The following is a 23,449-nucleotide window of genomic DNA, read 5'->3' on the forward strand; positions in this document are numbered from 1 at the left end:
GGAGGTTGAAGATGGCAGGCTTGTCCAACGCGGTCAGCTCGCTGTTCCTGAAGGAATTCGTCAGTGCGTTCTGGCTGACCTTCCGGTACATTTTTAAGCAGAAGGCAACGATCAATTACCCGTTCGAAAAGGGACCGGTCAGCCCGCGCTTCCGCGGCGAACACGCGCTGCGTCGTTATCCCAACGGCGAGGAGCGCTGCATCGCCTGCAAGCTCTGCGAGGCCATCTGTCCTGCCCAGGCAATCACCATCGAAGCCGGCCCCCGCCGCAACGATGGCACGCGCCGCACAGTTCGTTACGACATCGACATGGTAAAGTGCATCTACTGCGGCTTCTGCCAGGAGGCATGCCCCGTCGATGCGATCGTCGAAGGTCCGAATTTCGAATTTGCAACGGAAACCCGCGAAGAACTCTACTTCGACAAGGCGCGGCTTCTGGAGAACGGCGACCGGTGGGAGCGTGAGATCGCGCGCAACATCGCGCTGGATGCACCGTACCGTTGATCGAAATTGAAATGCCGGAGTGCCGCCCCTCGCGCGGCTTCCGGTCAACATGCACCGAGGCTTTGCCGGCGAGTTCCGTGCGAAGCTTCATCGGGCAGGGAAACTCCCGGCTGCCCGGGGGAAGATGAAAAAGGCACCAACATGGGTCTGCAGGCTCTATTTTTCTATCTTTTCGCCTTTGTCGCGGTAGCGTCGGCGTTCATGGTCATCTGGTCGAAGAATCCGGTTCATTCCGTTCTCTTCCTGATCCTGGTTTTCTTCAACGCGGCTGGCCTCTTCCTGCTGCTGGGCGCTGAATTCCTGGCGATGATCCTGCTCGTCGTGTACGTCGGCGCCGTGGCCGTTCTCTTCCTCTTCGTGGTCATGATGCTTGACATCGACTTCACGGAGTTGCGTGCAGGGGTTCTCGAATATGCGCCGATCGGTGCGGTCATCGGCCTGATCCTCGCGGCCGAGCTCATCGTCGTTGTGGGTGGCAGCGTAATCTCGCCGGAAATCGCCAACTCGGTGGCAATGCCGATCCCGGCGCTGACAGAGCGCACCAACACCGCAGCACTCGGTGACGTGCTCTATACGAATTACGTCTACTTCTTCCAGATCGCTGGTCTGGTGCTGCTCGTCGCAATGATCGGTGCGATCGTGCTGACGCTCAAGCATCGCCAGAACATCAAGCGACAGAACATCGCCAATCAGGTTGCCCGCAATCCTAAGACCGCCGTTGAGGTGGTCAAGGTGAAGCCGGGACAGGGCGTTTGAAGCAGGCGCGAGCTTAAGGAACAAATACAATGGTCATCGGACTTTCCCATTACCTGACGGTCAGCGCCATCCTCTTCACGCTCGGCGTCTTCGGTATCTTCCTGAACCGGAAGAACATCATCGTTATCCTGATGTCGATCGAGCTCATTCTGCTTGCGGTCAACATCAACATGGTCGCCTTCTCGTCGTTCCTCAACGACATCGTCGGCCAGGTTTTCGCATTGTTCATTCTGACCGTCGCTGCGGCTGAAGCGGCTATCGGTCTTGCAATTCTCGTCGTCTTCTACCGTAACCGCGGCTCGATCGGCGTCGAAGACGTCAACATGATGAAGGGCTGATAAGGCTATGTTTTTATATAAGGCTATCGTCTTTCTTCCCCTGATCGGCGCGATCATCGCTGGCCTCTTCGGTCGCGCGATCGGCGCCAAGGCATCGGAATACGTCACATCGGGCCTGATGATCATTGCCGCGGTCCTGTCGTGGTATGTCTTCATCACCGTCGGCATGGGCCACCACGAAGGCGGCCCCATCAAGGTCGAAGTGCTGCGCTGGATCCAGTCCGGCGGCATCGACGTGTCCTGGTCGCTGCGCGTCGATACGCTGACCTCGGTCATGCTGATCGTCGTCAACACCGTCTCCACGCTCGTGCACGTCTACTCGATCGGATACATGCATCACGATCCGCATCGTCCGCGCTTCTTTGCCTATCTGTCGCTCTTCACCTTCGCGATGCTGATGCTGGTGACCGCCGATAACCTGGCGCAGATGTTCTTCGGCTGGGAAGGCGTTGGTCTGGCCTCGTATCTGCTGATCGGCTTCTGGTTCAAGAAGCCGTCGGCGAATGCCGCCGCGATGAAGGCCTTCATCGTCAACCGTGTTGGCGACTTTGGCTTCATCCTCGGTATTGCCAGCCTCTTCGTCCTTTTCGGTGCGATCAATTTCGATACCATCTTCGCAAACGCGGCGACCTTTGCGCCGTCGGAAGCCGGTGGCCAAGGCGGCGAGGTCGTTCTCAACCTCTTCGGCATGCATCTCGACAAGGCGCACGCACTGACCGGCGCCTGCCTGCTGCTCTTCATGGGCGCGATGGGTAAGTCGGCACAGTTCCTGCTGCACACCTGGCTGCCGGATGCCATGGAAGGCCCGACGCCAGTGTCGGCGCTCATCCATGCTGCGACGATGGTGACCGCAGGCGTGTTCCTCGTCGCCCGCATGTCGCCGCTGTTTGAACTGTCACCGGACGCGTTGGTATTCGTAACGACGATCGGTGCGATCACGGCGTTCTTCGCGGCAACTGTCGGTCTGGTGCAGAACGACATCAAGCGCGTCATCGCCTACTCGACCTGCTCGCAGCTTGGCTACATGTTCGTTGCGCTCGGTGTCGGTGCATACGGCGCTGCCATCTTCCATCTGTTCACGCACGCTTTCTTCAAGGCCCTGCTGTTCCTCGGCGCCGGCTCGGTGATCCACGCCGTCGATGGTGAGCAGGACATGCGTTACATGGGAGGCCTGCGTACGCATATCCCGGTCACCTTCTGGATGATGACGATTGGTACGCTTGCTCTGACGGGCGTCGGCATTCCTTTCACGCCAATCGGCTTTGCCGGCTTCTTCTCCAAGGACGTGATCATCGAGGCGGCTTACGCATCGCACTCGCCGGTCGCGGGGTTTGCTTTCACGCTGTTGGTGATCGCCGCTCTGTTCACCAGCTTCTATTCCTGGCGCTTGGCGTTCCTGACTTTCTTTGGCCAGCCGCGCGCCTCACACGAAGTGATGCACCACGTTCATGAATCTCCGCAGGTCATGCTGGTGCCGCTGTATATTCTTGCTGCCGGTGCGGTACTCGCAGGCGTCCTTTTCGAGGGCCGCTTCTATGGCGAAGAGTATGCGGAGTTCTGGAAGGGCGCGCTCTTCACCTCGGAGCACAACGAACTGTTGGAAGAATTCCATCACGTTCCGGCTTGGGTTGGGCTGAGCCCGTTCATTGCGATGCTCGTCGGCTTCATCACCGCTTGGTACATGTATATCAAGTCGCCGTCGACGCCGCGTGTCCTGGCGAAGCAGCATCGGGTGCTCTACCACTTCCTGCTCAACAAGTGGTACTTCGACGAACTCTACGACTTCCTCTTCGTCCGTTCGGCAAAGGCGCTTGGTCGCTTCCTGTGGAAGAAGGGTGACGTCGGCGTCATCGACACCTATGGCCCGAACGGCGTTGCTGCTCGCGTTGTCGATGTCACCAACCGCGTCGTGCGCTTGCAGACCGGTTACCTCTATCACTACGCGTTCGCCATGCTGATCGGTGTTGCGGCGCTTGTTACCTGGATGATGCTCGGGAGTTCCGTCTGATGACCGATTGGCCTATTCTTTCAACGGTCACCTTCCTGCCGCTCGTCGGCGTGGTGCTCCTGCTGCTGATGAATGAAAACGGTCCGAGTGGCCGCCGCAACGTGCTCAACATTTCGTTGATCACGACGGTCGCCACTTTCGTTCTGTCGCTCTTCATCTGGATCGGCTTCGACAATGCTAACCCGGGCTTCCAGATGATCGAAAAGCATGGCTGGCTCGGCACCGGCATCAGCTATCATCTCGGCATTGACGGGATCTCGATGCTCTTCGTGATCCTGACGACCTTCCTCATGCCGTTCTGCGTACTGGCGAGCTGGCTGTCGATCGAGAAGCGCCTGAAGGACTACATGATCGCCTTCCTGATCCTGGAAGTCATGATGGTTGGCGTCTTCGTCTCGCTCGATATCGTTCTCTTCTACGTGTTCTTCGAAGCCGGCCTCATTCCGATGTTCCTGATCATCGGCGTCTGGGGTGGCAAGGATCGCGTTTACGCTAGCTACAAGTTCTTCCTGTATACGCTGCTTGGCTCCGTTCTGATGCTGCTGGCCATCATGGCGATGTACTGGCAGGCCGGCACGACCGATATTCAGGCGCTGCTTGCCTATAAGTTCCCGCCGCAGATGCAGACATGGCTTTGGCTTGCCTTCTTCGCGTCCTTCGCGGTGAAAATGCCGATGTGGCCGGTTCACACCTGGCTTCCGGATGCGCACGTCCAGGCACCGACCGCAGGCTCGGTCATCCTGGCAGGCGTCCTTCTGAAGCTCGGCGGCTATGGCCTGATCCGCTTCTCGCTCGGCATGTTCCCCGTTGCCTCGGAGTTCTTCGCGCCGCTCGTCTTCGCGCTGTCGGTCATTGCCATCATCTACACCTCGCTGGTGGCGCTGATGCAGGACGATATGAAGAAGTTGATTGCCTATTCCTCGGTGGCCCACATGGGCTACGTGACGATGGGCATCTTCGCAGCGAACGCGCAGGGTCTGCAGGGCTCGATCTTCCAGATGCTGTCGCACGGCATCGTCTCGGGCGCTCTCTTCCTTTGTGTCGGCGTGATCTACGACCGAACCCATACTCGTGAGATCGCGGCCTACGGCGGTCTGGTCAACAACATGCCGAAATACGCCGTTGCGATGATGGTCTTCACGATGGCGAACGTCGGCCTTCCGGGCACCTCGGGTTTCGTCGGTGAGTTTCTAACCCTGATTGGCGTCTTCCGCGTCAACAGCTGGGTCGCACTTTTCGCTGCAACAGGCGTAATTTTCTCCGCCGCTTATGCGCTCTGGCTCTATCGCCGCGTGATCTTCGGCGCGCTGGAAAAGGAAAAGCTCAAGGCGCTGCTCGATCTTTCGCCTCGTGAACAGCTGACCCTTTATCCGCTGATCGCACTGACCATCTTCTTCGGCGTGTATCCGGCTCCGGTCTTCGATGTCACTGCGGCATCGGTTGACCAGCTGATCCATAGCTATACGGCCGCAGTCCAGGCAGCGCAGGATGTTGCGCTGTCGATGAAATGATGACGGGACTTTTGGGACATGACCTCTGAAACTATTCTCGCAAGCCTCCATCTTTCCATTCCGGAGCTGATCCTCGCGGTCGGCGCCTTGGTTCTCTTGATGATTGGCGTCTTCTCGGGGGAGCGCTCTGGCCGCATGGTCAGCGTTCTCGCGATGATCGTGCTGGCGGCAGCCGCCTTGTGGCTGATCTTCCTGCCGAGCGAAGGCCTTGCCTACGGCGGTGTCTTCCTGTCGGACGGCTTCGGTCGCTTCATGAAGATCACGGCGCTGGTTGGCTCGATTGCAGCCCTCTTCATGTCGCTTGGTCTGGCCAAGGAAAACCAGCTCGACAAGTTCGAGTTTCCGGTCCTGCTCGTGCTCTGCACGCTCGGCATCCTGCTGATGATTTCGGCCAACGATCTCATCTCGCTCTACCTCGGCCTTGAGCTGCAGTCGCTCGCGATTTACGTCGTTGCTGCAATCAATCGCGATAGCGTCAAGTCCACGGAAGCCGGCCTGAAGTACTTCGTACTCGGAGCGCTTTCCTCGGGCATGCTGCTTTACGGCATGTCGCTGGTCTATGGCTTCACCGGTCACACCCAGTTCGCTGCGATCGCCCAGGCATTGAGCGTTGACGGCGCGCGTTCGCTCGGTCTCATCTTCGGCCTGGTCTTCATCCTTGCCGGTATCGCCTTCAAGATTTCCGCTGTTCCGTTCCATATGTGGACACCGGATGTTTACGAAGGCGCGCCGACCCCGGTCACGGCATTCCTTGCCAGCGCTCCGAAGGTTGCGGCGATGGCTATGTTGACCCGTATTGTGATCACTGCCTTCCAGCCGGTCGTGGCTGATTGGCAGCAGGTCGTGGTCTTCATTTCGATCGCTTCCATGCTGCTTGGTTCCTTTGCCGCAATCGGCCAGAAGAACATCAAGCGACTGATGGCCTATTCGTCGATCGGTCACATGGGCTATGCGCTTGTTGGCCTAGCTGCCGGCAACCAGACCGGCGTTTCGGGCGTCATGCTCTACATGGTCATCTACATGGTGATGACACTCGGCGGCTTCGCGATCATCATGTCGATGCGGCGGAAGGACGGCACGGTCGTCGAAGAAGTGAACGACCTGGCTGGCCTGTCGACCACCAATCCGTTCATGGCGACGGTTATGACCATCCTGATGTTCTCGCTGGCGGGCATTCCTCCGCTCGCAGGCTTCTTTGCGAAGTACTTCGTGTTTGTGGCTGCGATCGAAGCGAAGCTCTATGCTCTTGCGATCATCGGTGTTCTCGCCTCGGTCGTCGGCGCCTACTACTACCTGCGCGTCATTAAGCTGATGTGGTTCGATGAAGCCACCGGCGAGTTCGCGCGGGTCTCGGGGTCGCTCCGTCTTGTCTTTGGTCTGTCTGGCCTCTTCATTCTCGCCTATGTCTTCATCGGCGGTCCGATCGGCGGCGCGGCCGAGCTTGCAGCTGCGACGCTCTTTTGATGAACTCTGAGGCACGGCGCCGGATATCGCTCGACGATTTCAGGCACGAGGCTCTGTCGGAGACATCGTCCACGAATAGCGAATGCCTTGCCCGTGCGCGGGCAGGGGACCGCGGTCTTCTCTGGATCACGGCGGAAAAACAGACCGGCGGCCGTGGCCGCCGGGGACGCCCGTGGGTTTCCGAGCGGGGCAATCTCTATGCCTCGCTTCTTCTTATCGATCCGGCGCCCCTGGAGCGCCTTGGCTCTTTGCCGCTGGCAATTGCCGTCGCGGTTCACCAAGCCGTTCGCCATGTGCTGCCGCATACGGCCGAGCCGCTCGAAGTGAAGTGGCCGAACGATATCCTGGTCGGACGAAAGAAGACTTGCGGCATTCTTGTCGAGGGCGAAGCCCTCCCGGACGGGCGTCATTCACTCGTCATCGGCATAGGCATCAACGTCGCATTCATGCCTGATAACCCGCTCTACCCGGTCACCTGCCTGCGCGAGCAGGGGAGCTCGGCTTCCCCCGAAGAGGTTTTCGCCCATCTTTATGCATCGATGGCTGAGGTCCTGGAGGCATGGGATCGCGGCCGCGGTGTACGGGAAATCACGGAGCGGTGGCGCCGGGTCGCCTGTGGTATCGGCGAAAAGATAACTGTGAACCTGCCGGACCGGTCGATTTCCGGCCACTTCGCCGGAATTGATGATAATGGCCTGTTGATGCTCGATACCGGCGCAGGCAGGATGATGACGATTGCCGCCGGCGACGTCTTCTTTGGTTGATTGGAAAAACGAAAAATATGGCGAAGCAGGACGAACTGGTATTTTTGCCGTTGGGCGGCGTTGGCGAGATCGGAATGAATCTCGCCCTTTACGGCTACGGCCCGCCGGACCACCGCCAGTGGATCATGGTCGACTGCGGCGTCACCTTCCCGGGACCGGACCTGCCGGGAGTCGATCTTGTGTTGCCGGACATTCGTTATCTCGCCAGTGAGCGCAAGAGCCTCAAGGCGATCTTTATCACCCACGCCCATGAGGACCACTACGGCGCGCTCGCCGATCTGTGGCCGGGCCTCAATGTGCCGGTCTATGCCTCCGCCTTTACCGCTGGCCTGCTGGAGGCAAAGCGCAACTTCGAGAAATCGGCCATTGGCGAGATCCCGGTGACGCTGTTTACGGCGGGCGACACTGTCAATGCCGGCCCCTTCAGTGTCGAGGGCGTGGCGGTCAACCATTCCATTCCCGAGCCGATGTCGCTGGTGATCCGTACGCCACTCGGCAATGTGATCCATACCGGCGACTGGAAGATCGATCATGAGCCTTCGCTTGGTCCGCTGACCGACGAGACACGGTTCCGCCAACTCGGGGATGAAGGTGTCCTGGCGTTGATGTGCGATTCCACGAATGCTCTGCGAGATGGCGTATCGCCGTCGGAGAAGGACGTTTCCGCGAGCCTGCGCAAGATCATCGAGAATGCGGAAGGCCGGGTTGCGGTAACGACATTCTCATCGAACGTCGGCCGTATTCGCACCGTGGCCGAGGCGGCCGAGGCTGAAGGCCGCGAAGTCCTTCTGCTTGGCAGCTCGCTCAAGCGGGTCGTCGACGTTTCCCGCGATATCGGACTGATGGAAGGCATCAAGCCGTTCATTTCCGAGGAGGAATACGGCTACGTCCCGCGCGACAAGGTGGTGGTCATTCTGACCGGTAGCCAGGGCGAGCCACGCGCTGCCCTTGCGAAACTGTCGCGCGACGAGATGCGCAATGTGGCGCTGGCATCAGGCGACATCGTGGTATTCTCCTCGCGCGCTATCCCCGGTAACGAGAAGGCGATCCAGGATATCAAGAACGGCCTGATCGAGCAGGGCGTCCACGTGATCACCGACAACGAGGCCCTCGTTCACGTTTCCGGACATCCTCGCCGCAACGAGCTGCAGAAGATGTATGAGCTGACCCGGCCGAAGATCGTTGTGCCGGTGCATGGCGAAGCGACGCACCTGACGGCTCACAAGGAACTTGCGGAGCAGTCCGGTATCGCGATCGTACCGCGCGTGCGCAATGGCGACATCCTCCGGCTGGCACCAGGACCCGTCGAGGTAATCGACGAGGCGCCGCATGGCCGTATATATAAGGACGGCTCGCTGATCGGCGATTTCGACGAGATGGGCATTGGCGAGCGCAAGAAGCTCTCCTATGTCGGCCACGTCGCCGTCAACGTGGTGATCGATAGCCGCTACGATATCGTCGGTGATCCCGATCTTGTCGCGATTGGCCTTCCTGTCTATGACGACGAAGGCGACGAGATGGAAGATACGCTTTACGATGCGGCTGTTGGCGCCATCGAGAGTATACCACGGGCCCGACGGAAGGATCTCGACCTGCTGCAGGAGTCGGTCCGCCGTGCCATCCGAGCGACGGCCAACCAGACCTGGGGCAAGAAGCCTGTCGTCACGGTCTTCGTTACGAAGGTGTGACGGATGCTCGGTCGGGTCAACCATGTCGCTATTGCAGTTCCCGACCTTGCGGCCGCAACGGCGTCATACCGCGATACGCTAGGCGCGACCGTTTCGGCCCCGCAAGCTCTGCCGGAACACGGCGTTACCGTTGTCTTCGTTGAGTTGCCGAACACGAAGGTCGAACTGCTGCAGCCGCTGGGAACGGACTCGCCGATTGCTGCCTTTCTGGACAAGAACCCGTCCGGCGGGATGCACCATATTTGCTACGAGGTTGGCGATATCCTCGCGGCCCGCGACCAGTTGATCCAAGGTGGGGCGAGGGTGCTTGGCGCCGGCGAGCCCAAGATCGGCGCGCACGGAAAGCCGGTGCTCTTCCTGCATCCGAAGGATTTCTTCGGCACCCTGATCGAGCTCGAGCAGGTCTGAGCAGGCCTGCGGCAGAGTGACCGAAAATGCCGAAAGTCGGCAAGGTGCCTGAAAGCGGCTTTGAGTTGGCCGGTATTTCGGCTTATAAGCACGGCAATTGCGATCGTCGCAGAGAGCCTAGCGGGACAATTCGATGCTGCAGATATTTCTACAGGGCTTCGCCGTCTACTTTATCGTGTGGTGGATGACGCTCTTTGCCGTTCTCCCGATCGGTCTGCGCACACAAGCGGAAGACAACGACATCGTGCTGGGAACGGTTCACAGCGCGCCGACCCGCTTTAGGGCTGTCTTCGTTTTTTCGATGACGACGCTCATTTCCGCCATCATATATGCTCTCTGGTATATCGCTTCGAATTACTTCGGATGGGGTTTCGACGCCCTACCACAAATCGGCCCTTCGTTCTCAAATGTCTAAGGGCGTTTGCCCAGTTTTTGGGCGAATGCGGATTTCGACTGTCATACACCTGTCATCAAGTTGCGGCATGGAGTTGCCGTAACGTGATATGGACATTGCTTTACGTTAGAAGGCCCAATTCATCGGGCTGTTTGGAGTAATAAAAAGCAAAAAAAAACAAGGCTAAAAGCCTTGTTTTAAGTATCGCGTGATCCTTATCCGTTGCCGGGGCTGCGACGAGCGCGCCTAAGATCTGATCCTCCCAAGACTTGACCGCGAAATCGACAAGGATTTGAGCTCCTTGCCTGTTTTGTGGGCTAAAACTAGCTCAAAGAATGGGCTTTGTCATCAGCTTTTTTTGCATTTTTGCTACACTTCAGCAATTTTTTTCTGTTGATAAGAATTTCGCACAAGCCATTATAATTTCGCCTTTTTCTTAGATTGTCTGCTTCGCAAGTGCGAACATGCTTTAACGGAAGGCCGCTTAAGTCCGTCGCGGGTTTCTTTCCTTTCACGAAGCAGTTATGAACGCTGCCAATATTTGTGAACGCCTTCGATTCCGCGCCATGCGGTGTCTCAACAGCTCTGGAATTCGCCATGCGCCTGTCTCGCTATTTCATGCCCATCCTGAAGGAAAATCCCAAGGAGGCGGAGATCGTCTCTCACCGGCTGATGCTGCGCGCCGGCATGATCCGGCAGCAGTCGCAGGGCATCTATTCCTGGTTGCCGCTCGGCAAGCGCGTGCTCGACAAGGTCAACAACATCATTCGCGATGAGCAGAACCGCGCCGGTGCGATCGAACTGTCGATGCCGACGCTGCAATCTGCCGAACTCTGGCAGGAAAGCGGGCGCTACGACGCCTATGGCAAGGAAATGCTGCGCATCAAGGATCGCCAGGATCGCCCGATGCTGTATGGTCCGACGAACGAGGAAATGGTCACGGATATTTTCCGGTCTTACGTGAAATCCTACAAGAGCCTGCCGCTCAACCTGTACCATATCCAGCTGAAGTTCCGCGACGAGATCCGTCCGCGTTTCGGTACCATGCGCTCGCGCGAATTCATGATGAAGGACGCGTATTCCTTCGATCTGACCAAGGAAGACGCAGTCCACTCCTACAACAAGATGTTCGCGGCCTACCTGCGCACCTTTGACCGCCTTGGTCTGCGCGCCATTCCAATGCGTGCCGACACCGGCCCGATCGGTGGCAATCACAGCCACGAGTTCATCATTCTCGCCGACACCGGCGAGTCGGAAGTATTCTCGCACCGCGATTTCGTGAACTTCGACATTCCGGCAGCCGATATCGACTTCGACGACGTCGCCGGCATGCAGGCAATCTTCGACAAGTGGACGTCGGTTTATGCCGCTACCTCCGAGATGCACGACGAGGCCGCATTCGATGCCATTCCTGAGAGCGATCGCCTCTCGGCCCGCGGTATCGAAGTCGGCCACATCTTCTACTTCGGCACGAAGTATTCCGAGCCGATGGGCGCGAAGGTGCAGGGTCCGGATGGCAAGGAGCATACAGTCCACATGGGTTCCTACGGGATTGGCCCAACTCGCCTTGTTCCCGCCATCATCGAAGCATCGCATGATGAGAATGGAATCATCTGGCCGGCGTCGGTCGCGCCGTTCGATGCAGTGGTGATCAACATGAAGGCCGGTGATGCGGCGTGCGATGCTGCCTGCGAGAAGATCTATGCGGCGCTGTCGAACGCCGGCAAGGACGTCCTCTACGACGATACGGACGACCGCGCCGGAACGAAGTTTGCGACCGCCGACCTGATCGGCGTTCCGGTGCAGATCATTGCCGGCCCGCGTGCGGTCGCGAGCGGCGAAGTCGAAGTGAAGGACCGCAAGACAGGCGCCCGCGAAACGATGACCATCGACGCGGCGATCAACAAGCTCTTGGGCTGAGAAGGCAGGAGGCAGGATGGCAGATGTAGCGGTGAGCCAGCAGGGTTCTAAATCCGGCTCGGCGCCGGCCAGCCGGCCATTTTCCGCCTTCGAACGGCTTGTGGCGTGGCGCTATCTGCGCGCCCGCCGCAAGGAAGCGTTCATTTCGGTGATCGCCGGCTTTTCCTTCATCGGCATCATGCTTGGGGTTGCTACGCTCATCATCGTCATGGCTGTCATGAACGGCTTCCGGACGGAACTGATCTCCCGCATTCTCGGCATCAACGGTCACATGATCGTTCAGCCGGTCGATACGCCGTTCAACGATTATCCGGCGCTGACCGACAAGCTTGCCGGCGTGCCGGGCATAAAGCTTGCTCTGCCGCTGGTCGAGGGCCAGACCCTGGCCTCAGGTCAGGGCGGTGCGGGCACGGGCGCTCTGGTGCGCGGCATCCGGCCCGAGGACCTTGAAAAGGTTAAGACGGTCTCGGGCAACATCAAGTCCGGCGATCTTGTCGGTTTTGCCGCGGGACAGGGTGTCCTTATCGGCTCGGGTATGGCGACACAGCTCGGCCTTCAGGCAGGTGACACCATCACGCTGATATCACCGGAAGGTGATGTCACGCCGATGGGTGTAAACCCACGGGTCAAGTCCTACAAGGTCTCCGGTATCTTCGAGATCGGCATGTCGGAATACGACGCGACGATCATCTATATGCCGCTTGAGGAAGCGCAGCTCTATTTCAATGCCGAGGGGCTGGTTCAATCCATCGAACTCTTCGTCGACAATCCCGACGACATTGACAATATGCGGCCGAAGGTGGAGGCCGCCGCGGGCCGCCAGATTGCGATTACTGACTGGCGCCAGCGCAACCAGACCTTCTTCTCCGCGCTGCAGGTCGAGCGGAACGTGATGTTCATGATCCTGACGCTCATCGTCCTCGTTGCGGCGCTGAACATCATTTCCGGCCTCATCATGCTGGTGAAGGACAAGGGCAGTGACATCGCGATCCTGCGGACGATGGGCGCGAGCTCTGGCGCGATCATGCGCATCTTCTTTATGACGGGCGCTGCCATTGGCCTCGTTGGGACGCTCGCCGGTGTGCTGCTCGGGGTTCTTGTTTGCGTCAATATCGAGAAGATCCGCGAGTTTTTCTCTTGGGTGTCCGGCACGGTGCTGTTTGACCCGCAGCTCTATTTCCTCAGCCAACTGCCCGCCGAGATGAGCTTCAGCGAGACCATGTCCGTGGTGATCATGGCGTTGACGCTGTCCTTCATCGCGACGATCTTTCCGGCATGGCGAGCCTCCAAGCTCGATCCCGTGCAAGCCCTGCGCTACGAATAAGGAATGCTCTCTTCATGAAGCGGAATCCCGTTCTCAAGCTTTCCGGCGTCGAGCGCCACTATGGCCAGGGCGAGACGCTGCTCTCGATCTTGAAGGGTGCCGATTTCACGCTCAACAGCGGCGAAATCGTTGCGCTCGTCGCTCCATCAGGGACCGGCAAGTCGACGCTTTTGCACGTTGCTGGCCTGCTCGAGCATCCCGATGGCGGCGAGGTTGTCATCAACGGAAATGCCTGTGACGGTTTGCCGGATGATAAGCGTACGGCGATCCGCCGTAGCGAAATCGGATTCGTCTACCAGTTCCATCACCTGCTGCCGGAATTCTCTGCGATCGAGAATATCATGATGCCGCAGATGATCGCCGGGTTGCCGCGCAAGGAGGCGAAGGAACGAGCCGGCCAGTTGCTCGACTACATGCGTATCGGCCATCGCGGTGCGCACCGCCCCGGGGAGCTTTCCGGTGGCGAGCAACAGCGCGTGGCGATTGCCCGTGCCGTCGCCAATGCGCCAAGCCTGCTTCTGGCGGATGAGCCAACGGGCAACCTCGATCCAGAAACGGCGAGCTATGTCTTTGACGCACTGGAGGCGCTGGTGCGCCAATCAGGCCTGGCGGCACTCATCGCCACCCATAATCATGAACTCGCCGGGCGCATGGACCGCCGCGTCACGATCACCGACGGCAAGGTCGTGGATTTCTGATCAGGGCTGGATGAGACCGCCACGGTAGTCCAGTTCATAGGCCCTGCGCTCATTCACGACGATCACTTCACGACCGCTGAAATGGCTGCAGTCGCCTGTGTTTTGATCGGCATAGAAACCGAAAGCATGCTCGAATTCCATGCCGCCGAGAAAACGTCGGTACTCGGCATACATTTTTGACAGTGCAGCCTTAATCACCGTTCCCGCTCTTTTCCCGTCGATCAACGAATGCTCGACGATGCGTCCGAAGTAGTTCATCGCCCAGACCGGTTCGCCGTCCAGCCAAACCACTTCTTGCCCGGCGAAATCGGCGCCGCCGAAATAGCTGTCGAGATAGCGCCACTGTCCACGCTGATAACCGATGTCATGCGATCCTGTCCGGCAGGCGGGTGCAGGGGTTCCGCCGCCAACATAGGTACGGGCCTTCGCCTCAACGATGAACCGGTTCAATGCAGCAATATCCATGACCTATCCCCCTCGTTCGGCAACGTCTCAAAAAGACTGCCAGTTGTAAAGAACAAAAAGGGAACATGCTTCACTGGCCGCAGATGGATTGCCCGGTCTCGTTGTTCCATTCAGCGATCGGGAGGACACGTGGCTCGGCTTTGACGTCCTTGCCATCCTTCTGCAACTTCCCGGTCAACGCGTTGTAGTCGCAGGAGCCGGCGGCATTCGGGTCGAGCGTGTCGTAGTGATTGTAGGTATAGCCGGCGACGACAAACTGCTCGTTGCGGTAGGCCACTGTCAGCGTCTGGTCCCAGCGGTCGCGTCCGATCGCACTGTTCTGTGAGTGGATGGCGATCGAGGATTTGCCAATGGCTTTCAATGACGGTTCCTGCCCGAAGACGCCATTGGCATTGGTGCTGCCCCAAATCTTGTCGGGCGCGGTAAGCGAAAGTCGCAGAAGCTCGTGATCGCTGTCGCGAAGGTAAAGGTAGATGCCGATCTGATCGTCGCTGGCGTCATCTTCCGGAGCAACCAGCAGCGCGAGATCCTCATGCCCGTCGCCGTCCCAATCGCCCGTCGTCGCGTCAATGATGCGCGCGGGATCGATTTGTTCGGCCCGAGCGGTAAACGCTGCCGACCAAGCCAATCCAACAATTAAGACAAACTTAAGCATGCTTTTCTCCCCGTGCCATGCAGCCAGCAGAGCGGAAAAGAATCCTGTTGACAATAGAACAAGGGCGGAACAAACTGAAAACATAAGAGAACAGGAGAGCCAAATGACTGACATGATCCGTGATATCGCAGCATTCACCTCCATCGCAATGTTCGTTGCCAGCTTCTCGCTGATCTGCATGGCAATGTAAGAATTCAGGGGACCGCATGGCTGCCATGCGGTCCGAACCCGATCGCTTCTCTGGACATCGACCCCTCAATGCTGAGAATAGACCTGATTGATTCAGGTGATCGGAAGGCATGTTATGGCGGGTGCGGAGAAAGACGCGGCAAGCGGTTTTATCGGTGGCACGCCAGGCTTCGTTCACCTGCGGGTTCACTCAGCCTACTCGCTGCTTGAAGGCGCGCTGCCACTCAAGAAGATTCTCTACAAGGCGTCGGGCGACAGTCAGCCGGCGATCGCGATCACCGATACGAACAATCTGTTCGTCGCCCTCGAATTTTCGCAGAAGGCGATGGATGAGGGGCTGCAGCCGATCATTGGCTGCCAGGTCTCGATCGATATGGAAGACAGTCTTGAGACGGAACGGCGAGGCGGCCAGCAGGCACTCGTCAAGCTCCCGTCGCTGGTGCTCTTGGCGGCCACCGATGCCGGCTACGAGCGATTGGTGGACCTTGTCAGCCGCGCCTATCTCGGCGGTGAGGGCAACGGTCAATCGATTCACATTCGCGCCTCTTGGCTCGATGAGATCGGTACCGGCGGTCTGATCGCTCTGACCGGCGCCTTGACGGGGCCGATCGACATGGCGCTTAAGGACGGGCATACCGCCCAGGCGGAAGCACGCCTTCTGCTGCTGAAGCGCCATTTCGGCGACCGGCTTTATGTAGAGCTGCAGCGGCACGGCACCTACGACAAGCGCCACGAGCAGAAGGTGGTCGGCCTTGCCTACGAGTATGACCTGCCGCTGGTCGCCACCAATGAAGCCTTCTTCCCGACCCGTGAGGACTATGATGCGCACGACGCCCTGATGGCCGTCGCCCACAACGCCATTGTCTCGGATGATACCCGATTCCGCCTGACACCCGATCACTACCTGAAGAGCCGCGCCGAAATGGCCAAGCTGTTCGCGGACCTGCCTGAAGCCTTGGAAAATACCGTCGAGATCGCCCGGCGCTGCTCCTTCATCCTGAAGACACGCAAGCCGATCTTGCCGCGCTTCACCGGCGCGACGGCCGATCCCGAGGAGGCCGAACGCGAAGAGGCTCTGGAATTGCGCAGGCAGGCAGAGGAGGGGCTGGACAATCGCCTAGCCACACTCGGCATGTCGCCCGGCTATGAGGAGAAGGACTACCGGGAACGCCTGGAATTCGAACTCAGCGTTATCGAGCGCATGAAGTTCCCTGGCTACTTCCTCATCGTTTCGGACTTCATCAAATGGGCAAAGCAGCATGACATCCCCGTCGGCCCGGGCCGTGGCTCGGGTGCGGGCTCGCTCGTCGCCTACGCACTGACCATCACTGACGTTGATCCGCTGCGTTTCTCGCTGCTCTTCGAACGCTTCCTCAACCCGGAACGCGTCTCGATGCCGGACTTCGATATCGACTTTTGCCAGGATCGCCGCGAAGAGGTGATCCGCTATGTGCAGCGCAAATACGGCCGCGAGCAGGTGGCGCAGATCATCACCTTCGGTTCGCTGCAGGCACGCGCGGCTTTGCGAGACGTGGGTCGCGTGCTGGAGATGCCTTACGGTCAGGTCGACAAGATCTGTAAGCTGGTGCCGAACAATCCGGCCAATCCGACGCCTTTGTCGAAGGCGATCGAGGAAGAGCCTAAGCTGCAGGAAGAGGCCGACAAGGAGCCCGTCGTAGCCCGCCTGCTCGATATCGCACAGAAGATCGAAGGTCTCTACCGTCACGCCTCCACCCACGCCGCCGGTATCGTCATCGGCGACCGTCCGCTGTCGAAGCTGGTGCCGATGTACCGCGATCCGCGGTCCGACATGCCGGTCACGCAGTTCAACATGAAGTGGGTCGAGCAGGCCGGCCTGGTCAAGTTCGACTTCCTCGGACTGAAGACACTAACGACGTTGAAGGTCGCCGTCGATTTCGTCACCAAGCGCGGCATCAAGGTCGACCTTGCATCGATCCCGCTCGACGACAAGCTGACCTACGAGATGCTCTCGCGCGGCGAAACCGTCGGCGTGTTCCAGGTGGAAAGTGCGGGAATGCGCAAGGCGCTGATCGGCATGAAGCCGGACTGCATCGAGGACATCATCGCGCTCGTGGCCCTGTATCGTCCAGGCCCGATGGAAAACATCCCGACCTACAACGCCCGCAAGCACGGCGAGGAGGAGATCGAGTCGATCCATCCGACGATCGATTACCTGCTGAAGGAAACGCAGGGCGTTATCGTTTACCAGGAACAGGTGATGCAGATCGCCCAGGTCCTGTCGGGTTACTCGCTCGGCGAAGCCGACCTTCTGCGCCGCGCCATGGGTAAGAAGATCAAGGCGGAGATGGACCAGCAGCGCGAGCGCTTCGTCGTCGGTGCCGTGAAGAACGGCGTCTCGAAGCCGCAGGCTGACAACATCTTCGAGCTGCTCGCAAAGTTCGCGAACTACGGCTTCAACAAGTCGCACGCCGCCGCCTACGCGATCGTCTCCTATCAGACCGCCTACATGAAGGCGCATTACCCGGTCGAGTTCCTCGCCGCCTCGATGACGCTCGATATGTCGAATACCGAAAAGGTCAACGACTTCCGCCAAGACGCCAAGCGCCTCGTGATCGAGGTGATTCCGCCGTCGGTTCAGACCTCTTTCCGCCACTTCGAAACCGGCGACAACCGAATCTACTACGCGCTGGCGGCGCTGAAGGGTGTCGGGGAATCTGCCGTAGATCATATCGTGGAGGTGCGCGGTGGCACGCCATTCGCGAGCCTGGAGGATTTCTGCCTGCGCATCGATCCCAAGCAGGTAAACCGCCGCGTGCTCGAAAGCCTGATTTTCGCCGGCGCCTTCGATTGCTTTGGGCTCGATCGGGCGCAACTGGCAGGCGGGCTCGACCGGATCATGGGCTACGCGCAGCGTGCGCAGGAAAACAAGCTGAGCGGCCAGTCGGATATCTTCGGCAGCGCTTTGTCGTCAGGCCCGGAGAAAATCTCGCTGCCGCCGTTTTCGCCGTGGCTGGCCTCGGAGAAGCTGCTCAAGGAGTTTCAGGTCCTTGGCTTCTATCTGACGGCGCATCCGCTCGACAGCTATCAGAGCATTCTGCAGAAGATGCGCGTTCAGACCTTTGCGGAGTTTTCGGCCGCAGTGAAGCAGGGAGCGAGCAACGGCCGCCTCGCGGGCACCGTCATCTCGAAGCAGGAGCGCAAGACGCGAACCGGCAACAAGATGGGCATCATCGTGTTCTCAGATTCCTCTGGGCAGTTCGAAGCCGTCCTATTCTCCGAGATGCTGAACCAATACCGTGACGTGTTGGAATCCGGGAAGTCCTTCGTGATTACGGCGACGGGGGAGGAACGGCCGGAAGGCATCGGCCTTCGCTTGCAGACGATACAATCGCTTGAGGAGAAGTCTCTGCAGATGCAGAAGGCTCTGCGCGTCTATGTGCGCGATTCCGGGCCGCTGCGCGCCGTCGCTGCACACCTGAACGCCAAGGGCGACGGCCTGGTTTCCTTCATCGTCATCAAGGAGGAGGGCAAGCGCGAGGTGGAGGTCGAGCTTCCGCAGAAGTATCGCATCACGCCCGAGATTGCCGCCGCGCTTCGCGCTGCACCCGGCGTCATCGACGTTGAGCTGGTCTGACGTCAACCCCTTGTGAGGGTAATGAAGTCCGTTCCCTTGCCGGTCTCGGGTCCGAGGCCGGTATCGGAGATCGTCAATGTTGATCCTGAGGTCAACATCGCGTTGATCTTGTGTCGCGTCTCCTCCGGAATATCGATACGGTTTAATGCGTTGGCGATCGGCGTGCCCGATATGATCGAGCTCTCGAGACTGCTAATACCAAGCCTTGTCATGGTCGCGCGCGAGAGTGTGTTGGGAAGGGTCGTACCCATCCAGGCCGCCGAGCCGGTTTCGAAATCGACGTCATGGACAAAGAAGAAATGCGTGCCGAGCGCGAGGCCGGGGTTTGCGATCGAGATCGGCTCTTCAAGAACGGGCTGGAATCCTTGGCGGATCATGATGACGCCGTTCGGTGGCGTTCCCTTGCCAGCCGCGGCATAGACGGCCTTGAGGAGGGTGTCACTCATTGGTGACTTGTCTGCCGTCGGTTCAACCGGATACTTCAACCTGAAATCGCTGATCGCCTGCAGCGTCGCCGTGCCGAGGAGACCGTCGGGTTCACCCACTGCAAATCCCAGCTCGTTGAGGTAGGTTTGGAGGTCGAGGACTTCCTCTCGTTGACTGCGGCGCGTTATGAGAATGCGGATCGGCGTGTCGTTTTCAGGCCTGGTTGCGGTCGGGGTCTCGTGAGACGACATTTCGACGTCGTTCATGGCGACCTGAACGGGCATCTGCCCGATCGCTGGTCGCAGGGCAGCATCGGACAGCAGCGCTGGGGACGCCGGCGTGTCCGGCCGGAAGAGCGTCGGATGATCGATTGCTTCAGGTGTCAATTCGGCGTCGGTTATGACAACCGGCACCCCCATCGCCGTCATCTTGTAGAGCTGCTTGGCGAAGGTTGCCGGCATGCGAACGCAACCGTGCGATGCAGGGTAGCGCGGCACTGCGTTCGACTCGTGAAGTGCAATGCCAGACCAGGTCAGTCGCTGCATGAACGGCATCGGCGCAGCCGAATAGATGTTGGATTCGTGATATTTCTGCTTCTCAATGACGGAAAAGATGCCGCTCGGCGTCGTATGCCCTGGTTTGCCCGTCGACACTTTGGAGGTCGCTACAACCTCGGCGCCGTCGTAGAGCGTGAGCGACTGCGCATCCTTCGAAACGAAGATTTGCAGCGTGCGTGCATCCGCCGCGAGCGCGGGGTGCACCAATGCAGTGGCCGACAGCAAGCCGAGGCCAAGGACGAGACGCGACAACATATGATTCAACCGATACGCAATACCTGAAGCGCCAGCCTAAGCGGCGAAGCTTAATGAAAACTTGAAATGATGGGTCTTGAGTACGGCTCACATATTAGTGATCGCGCTTACCGCCGAAGGTGTATCCGGTCTGAACAGTGCCTTTGCCGAACTTGTCGCGCAGTTTGTCCATTGCAGCTTCGGCAGCTGCCCTGCGGCCCGATTGCACATCGATGAGGTCGGGCGGATCGGCGCGAGCGGGATCGCAAAGATCCGTCACGCCGATTCCGATCAAGCGAAACTTCGTCCCGTCCGTTTCCCTCTCGAGCAGCTCCAGCCCGGTGCGGAAGATCCGGTCGGCAAGTTGTGTCGGGTCTTCGAGCTTGCGATTGCGGGTGCGCAGTTTGAAGTCCGCCGTCTTCATTTTCAGAACCACCGTATGGCCGGCGATATCGTGCTTCTTCAGCCGCCAGGCGACCTTCTCGGAAAGACTGCGGAGGATCGGAACGAGTTCATCGTGGCGGGAAATATCGTCGAAGAAGGTGGTTTCCGACGAAACGCTCTTTGCCGCATCGTTCAGGTGCACCTCGCGATCGTCGATCCCACGAGAAAGGCGCGCGAGTCGTTGGCCCATGCTGCCATATCGGCGCATGAGGTCGTTCTCCTCCATTGTCTGCAACTGGCCGATGGTGCGAATACCGTCAGCCTCCAAAGTGGCCGCAAATGCTTTGCCGACGCCCCATATTGTCGTCACCGGTCGGGGTGCGAGGAATGAAACCGCTTCCTCTCGACCGATCACTGAGAAGCCGCGAGGCTTATGCAGGTCGGACGCCACCTTGGCGAGAAACTTGCAGTAGGACAGGCCAATGGAGATGGTTATGCCGATCTCCTTCTCGATGCGCTGCGCGAACTTGGCGAGGGTGCGCGCCGGCGGATCGTGATGCAGCCGCTCGGTGCCACCAAGCTCCAGAAATGCCTCGTCGATCGAAAGCGGCTGAACGAGCGGCGTCAGCTCCTGCATTAACGTGCGGACTTCACGCCCGACTTTGGCGTATTTTTCCATGTCAGGTCGAATGACGACTGCCTGCGGGCAGGCTTCCAAGGCCTTGAACATCGGCATCGCGGAGCGAACGCCGTGGATGCGGGCAATGTAGCAGGCGGTCGAGACCACCCCGCGCTTGCCGCCGCCGATGATAACGGGCTTGTCGGCAAGCTCTGGATTGTCGCGTTTCTCGATTGTCGCATAGAAGGCGTCGCAGTCGATGTGCGCCAGTGTCAGCTGGTAGAGCTCTTGATGGCGTACAAGACGGGGACTACCGCAGGCCCTGCAGCGGCGCATTTCTGCCTTCTGCTCGGCAAGGCAGTCGCGACAGAAGCCTGATGTCGTGGCGCTCACAAGTGTCATGATGAGAACAAAGATTGAACATTGCAACATTAGCCTCTAAACTTTTGAGTCTCAAGAGAGGCTGGGAGGTTTGCATTGGACATCGATCTCCGTTTCGAGCCGGTGACGGCAGACCGTTGGACTGACTTCGAACGGCTCTTCGGTCCCCGTGGAGCCTTTTATGATTGCTGGTGTGTTGCGCTTCGCTTGCCTCATTCCGTCCGCACCAAAATGGGGCCGGATGACCGGAAATCGCATATGCTCGGCCGGATAGCCGTCGGGCCGCCACCGGGCATTCTGGCCTATGACGATGACGAACCCGTCGCCTGGGTTCAGGTCGGGCCGCGGTACGACGTGCCGCAATTCAATTCGCCGCGGACGGTTTCGCGACCGGTCGAGGATGCGGATGCGCACGATCCGTCGTTCTGGGCGGTGAGCTGTTTCTTCCTGACGTCGCATATGCGGGGGCAGGGGCTAAGCCACCGTCTCCTTGCCGGTGCGATCGATTATGCCCGACGCCACGGCGCTCGCTATCTTGAAGGCTGTCCGATCGACCACGTCAAGCAATCGAAATCGGTGACGCTCTGTACTGGCTCGACCGCGGTTTTCGAAGCTGCCGGATTCGAGACCGTGGCAAAACGCAAGGATGGCCGACCGCTTATGCGGCTGGATTTGCGCTCGTGAGAACATCCGCCGCGAAATGTGCCCTTAGTAACTCTGCGGCGTGGCCCCAGCCGGCCGCCTCTACGATGCTTCCAACAGGCGGCGGCGCGAACGGCTTGAAGTCGGCGTTAGCCATCATGGTCAGGAGCAGGCAGTCGGGCACGTGATCGGCAACGGAAAGGAGATTGCGTTGCATATCATCGATGAAGGCAACCGGCAGGCTTCGGCGATCATGCAGTGTTGCCACGACAGGGCCCTTGGGCTCCTCGGTGGCGATCAGGTCGAAAGAGAGGTCGAGTTGATTGAGAAATTCGCGCCGGATGCCGTGGTGCCGAGGCGGCATCGCGGTCAAGAAGACGATGTCGGCGTCGACCGAAAGCGACTGCAGTGTTTCGACGGCCTTTTCCGCCGGCTTCTGCCAGAGGTGCTGGTTCGCGAAGAACATTTCCTCAAACGAATCGACCGAGGCTCTGTCCAATTCGCTGCCGTCGAGGAGCGATACGATATTGCCGTAGAGGCGGAACGACCGAGGCAGGAGGTCGTAATTGTGCGAGCGCAGGAAAGCGGTAAACGGAGTGAGGAACTCAAGGACCACTTCGTCAATGTCGCAGACGACCAAAGGCCGGTCGGCGAGCCGCACCTGGCCGACGCTAGTTGCAAAATCCATGCTCAATATTCTCCCGAGCCAAGTCCCGGCGGCGAAAAATGCAGCCATGCCGCATTCAATGCGTCGGGCGCGGTGCCGGTCGCCTGGCAAAAGGCCATCGCCGTTGGCTCGTGCTGCATGATGAAGTCCATCATACCGGAAAGAAACCCAGGATCGTTGATCGCGTGGCGCACCTGCGCCGGCTCGACGCCGGTCAATGCAAGGAAACGGCCGAACAAATCCGGTTCGTTGGCAAGCCAGGCAAGCACGGCGATCGCGGTCTGCTGCGGATCGGCAGCGAGTTGTTTCGAAGTCTTGAAGTTGCTTTGCATTTCTCTGGGTAAGTTACCTATTTTTCAACCAAATACCGATAGTGTGCAGCCATCGGTTCTATGGAACCATGCCATCGCAGAAGTCTTCTTCATGCGGGGAAGCGGTACCAGAACAGACGTAGGACGCGTGTCATGCCCAAGCAGGTAATGATTGTAGAAGACAACGAGCTCAACATGAAGCTCTTTCGCGACCTTATCGAGGCGTCCGGCTACACGACGATTCAGACCCGAAACGGCATGGAAGCGCTCGATCTCGCGCGCAAATACCGGCCCGATCTGATCTTGATGGATATTCAACTCCCCGAGGTTTCTGGTCTCGAGGTCACCAAATGGCTGAAGGAAGACGATGATCTGCACGTCATTCCCGTTATCGCCGTTACAGCATTTGCCATGAAGGGGGACGAGGAGCGCATTCGCCAAGGCGGTTGCGAGGCCTATGTCTCGAAACCTATTTCCGTTCCTAAATTCATTGAGACGATCAAGACCTATCTGGGCGATGCTTGACG

22 protein-coding genes are annotated in these 23,449 nt (G+C 59.0%); 16 read left to right on the plus strand and 6 right to left on the minus strand.

Annotation, left to right across the window (positions count from 1 at the left end):
* Positions 1–11 precede the first annotated feature (11 nt).
* The 13 genes from nuoI to FHX16_RS15760 all read left to right on the plus strand — a co-directional run bounded on the left by nuoI (position 12) and on the right by FHX16_RS15760 (position 13,776).
* Positions 12–503: an NADH-quinone oxidoreductase subunit NuoI gene (gene nuoI, locus FHX16_RS15700; RefSeq protein WP_007789671.1), complete on the plus strand. Its 492-nt coding sequence runs from the start codon at positions 12–14 to the stop codon at positions 501–503.
* A gap of 141 nt (positions 504–644) precedes the next feature.
* Positions 645–1,259: an NADH-quinone oxidoreductase subunit J gene (locus FHX16_RS15705; RefSeq protein ID WP_183859197.1), complete on the plus strand. Its 615-nt coding sequence runs from the start codon at positions 645–647 to the stop codon at positions 1,257–1,259.
* Between the two features lie 29 nt (positions 1,260–1,288).
* The gene (gene nuoK / locus FHX16_RS15710; RefSeq protein ID WP_007531803.1) at positions 1,289–1,597 is read left to right on the plus strand and encodes an NADH-quinone oxidoreductase subunit NuoK; all 309 of its coding nucleotides are present in this window, start codon (positions 1,289–1,291) and stop codon (positions 1,595–1,597) included.
* Positions 1,598–1,604: 7 nt separating this feature from the next.
* Positions 1,605–3,605 carry an NADH-quinone oxidoreductase subunit L gene (gene nuoL, locus FHX16_RS15715; RefSeq protein WP_183756833.1) on the plus strand — a complete coding sequence of 667 codons (2,001 nt, stop codon included), beginning with the start codon at positions 1,605–1,607 and terminating at the stop codon, positions 3,603–3,605.
* Positions 3,605–5,116 (plus strand): NADH-quinone oxidoreductase subunit M, encoded by a 1,512-nt coding sequence (locus FHX16_RS15720; RefSeq protein WP_183756832.1) that lies wholly within the window; start codon positions 3,605–3,607, stop codon positions 5,114–5,116. Before nuoL ends, FHX16_RS15720 begins: the two co-directional genes overlap by 1 nt.
* Before the next feature lie 18 nt (positions 5,117–5,134).
* Complete coding sequence (gene nuoN / locus FHX16_RS15725) at positions 5,135–6,580, plus strand: NADH-quinone oxidoreductase subunit NuoN (protein WP_183859195.1); 1,446 nt, start codon at positions 5,135–5,137, stop codon at positions 6,578–6,580.
* Entirely contained in the window at positions 6,580–7,344 is a 765-nt protein-coding gene (locus FHX16_RS15730) for a biotin--[acetyl-CoA-carboxylase] ligase (RefSeq protein ID WP_183859193.1), read from the plus strand. Before nuoN ends, FHX16_RS15730 begins: the two co-directional genes overlap by 1 nt.
* A gap of 17 nt (positions 7,345–7,361) precedes the next feature.
* A complete protein-coding gene (locus FHX16_RS15735) occupies positions 7,362–9,032 on the plus strand; it encodes a ribonuclease J (RefSeq protein ID WP_114712324.1) in 1,671 nt (556 codons plus the stop codon).
* A gap of 3 nt (positions 9,033–9,035) precedes the next feature.
* Entirely contained in the window at positions 9,036–9,440 is a 405-nt protein-coding gene (gene mce / locus FHX16_RS15740; protein WP_183859191.1) for a methylmalonyl-CoA epimerase, read from the plus strand.
* Between the two features lie 133 nt (positions 9,441–9,573).
* Complete coding sequence (locus tag FHX16_RS15745; RefSeq protein WP_183859189.1) at positions 9,574–9,855, plus strand: DUF1467 family protein; 282 nt, start codon at positions 9,574–9,576, stop codon at positions 9,853–9,855.
* A gap of 576 nt (positions 9,856–10,431) precedes the next feature.
* On the plus strand, positions 10,432–11,754 hold the full coding sequence (proS, locus tag FHX16_RS15750; RefSeq protein WP_183859187.1) for a proline--tRNA ligase: 1,323 nt from the start codon (positions 10,432–10,434) through the stop codon (positions 11,752–11,754).
* A gap of 16 nt (positions 11,755–11,770) precedes the next feature.
* A complete protein-coding gene (locus FHX16_RS15755; protein ID WP_183756828.1) occupies positions 11,771–13,078 on the plus strand; it encodes a lipoprotein-releasing ABC transporter permease subunit in 1,308 nt (435 codons plus the stop codon).
* Between the two features lie 14 nt (positions 13,079–13,092).
* On the plus strand, positions 13,093–13,776 hold the full coding sequence (locus tag FHX16_RS15760) for an ABC transporter ATP-binding protein (protein ID WP_183859185.1): 684 nt from the start codon (positions 13,093–13,095) through the stop codon (positions 13,774–13,776).
* Here the strand turns inward: FHX16_RS15760 and FHX16_RS15765 are convergent, their stop codons facing one another.
* Positions 13,777–14,241 (minus strand): DUF5680 domain-containing protein, encoded by a 465-nt coding sequence (locus FHX16_RS15765; RefSeq protein ID WP_183859183.1) that lies wholly within the window; start codon positions 14,239–14,241, stop codon positions 13,777–13,779.
* A gap of 70 nt (positions 14,242–14,311) precedes the next feature.
* Positions 14,312–14,896, minus strand: coding sequence for a hypothetical protein (locus FHX16_RS15770; protein WP_183859181.1), 585 nt, complete (start codon positions 14,894–14,896; stop codon positions 14,312–14,314).
* Between the two features lie 304 nt (positions 14,897–15,200).
* Here FHX16_RS15770 and dnaE point away from each other — a divergent pair, with 304 nt between their 5' ends.
* A complete protein-coding gene (gene dnaE, locus FHX16_RS15775; RefSeq protein WP_183859179.1) occupies positions 15,201–18,701 on the plus strand; it encodes a DNA polymerase III subunit alpha in 3,501 nt (1,166 codons plus the stop codon).
* Positions 18,702–18,703: 2 nt separating this feature from the next.
* Here the strand turns inward: dnaE and FHX16_RS15780 are convergent, their stop codons facing one another.
* Complete coding sequence (locus FHX16_RS15780; protein WP_183859177.1) at positions 18,704–19,939, minus strand: L,D-transpeptidase family protein; 1,236 nt, start codon at positions 19,937–19,939, stop codon at positions 18,704–18,706.
* Positions 19,940–20,033: 94 nt separating this feature from the next.
* The gene (locus tag FHX16_RS15785; protein WP_183756823.1) at positions 20,034–21,353 is read right to left on the minus strand and encodes a DNA polymerase IV; all 1,320 of its coding nucleotides are present in this window, start codon (positions 21,351–21,353) and stop codon (positions 20,034–20,036) included.
* 45 nt (positions 21,354–21,398) lie between these two features.
* Between FHX16_RS15785 and FHX16_RS15790 the strand changes: the two genes are divergently transcribed.
* Complete coding sequence (locus FHX16_RS15790; protein ID WP_183859175.1) at positions 21,399–21,986, plus strand: GNAT family N-acetyltransferase; 588 nt, start codon at positions 21,399–21,401, stop codon at positions 21,984–21,986.
* Here the strand turns inward: FHX16_RS15790 and FHX16_RS15795 are convergent.
* Complete coding sequence (locus FHX16_RS15795; protein WP_183859173.1) at positions 21,961–22,632, minus strand: hypothetical protein; 672 nt, start codon at positions 22,630–22,632, stop codon at positions 21,961–21,963. The genes FHX16_RS15790 and FHX16_RS15795 overlap by 26 nt on opposite strands.
* 2 nt (positions 22,633–22,634) lie before the next feature.
* Positions 22,635–22,943: a DUF3572 domain-containing protein gene (locus FHX16_RS15800; RefSeq protein ID WP_183859171.1), complete on the minus strand. Its 309-nt coding sequence runs from the start codon at positions 22,941–22,943 to the stop codon at positions 22,635–22,637.
* Between the two features lie 132 nt (positions 22,944–23,075).
* Between FHX16_RS15800 and FHX16_RS15805 the strand changes: the two genes are divergently transcribed.
* Entirely contained in the window at positions 23,076–23,447 is a 372-nt protein-coding gene (locus tag FHX16_RS15805; protein ID WP_007531841.1) for a response regulator, read from the plus strand.
* Positions 23,448–23,449: the final 2 nt, after the last annotated feature.

The sequence above is a fragment of the Rhizobium sp. BK661 genome (genome assembly GCF_024808825.1).
Taxonomy (GTDB): Bacteria; Pseudomonadota; Alphaproteobacteria; order Rhizobiales; family Rhizobiaceae; genus Rhizobium.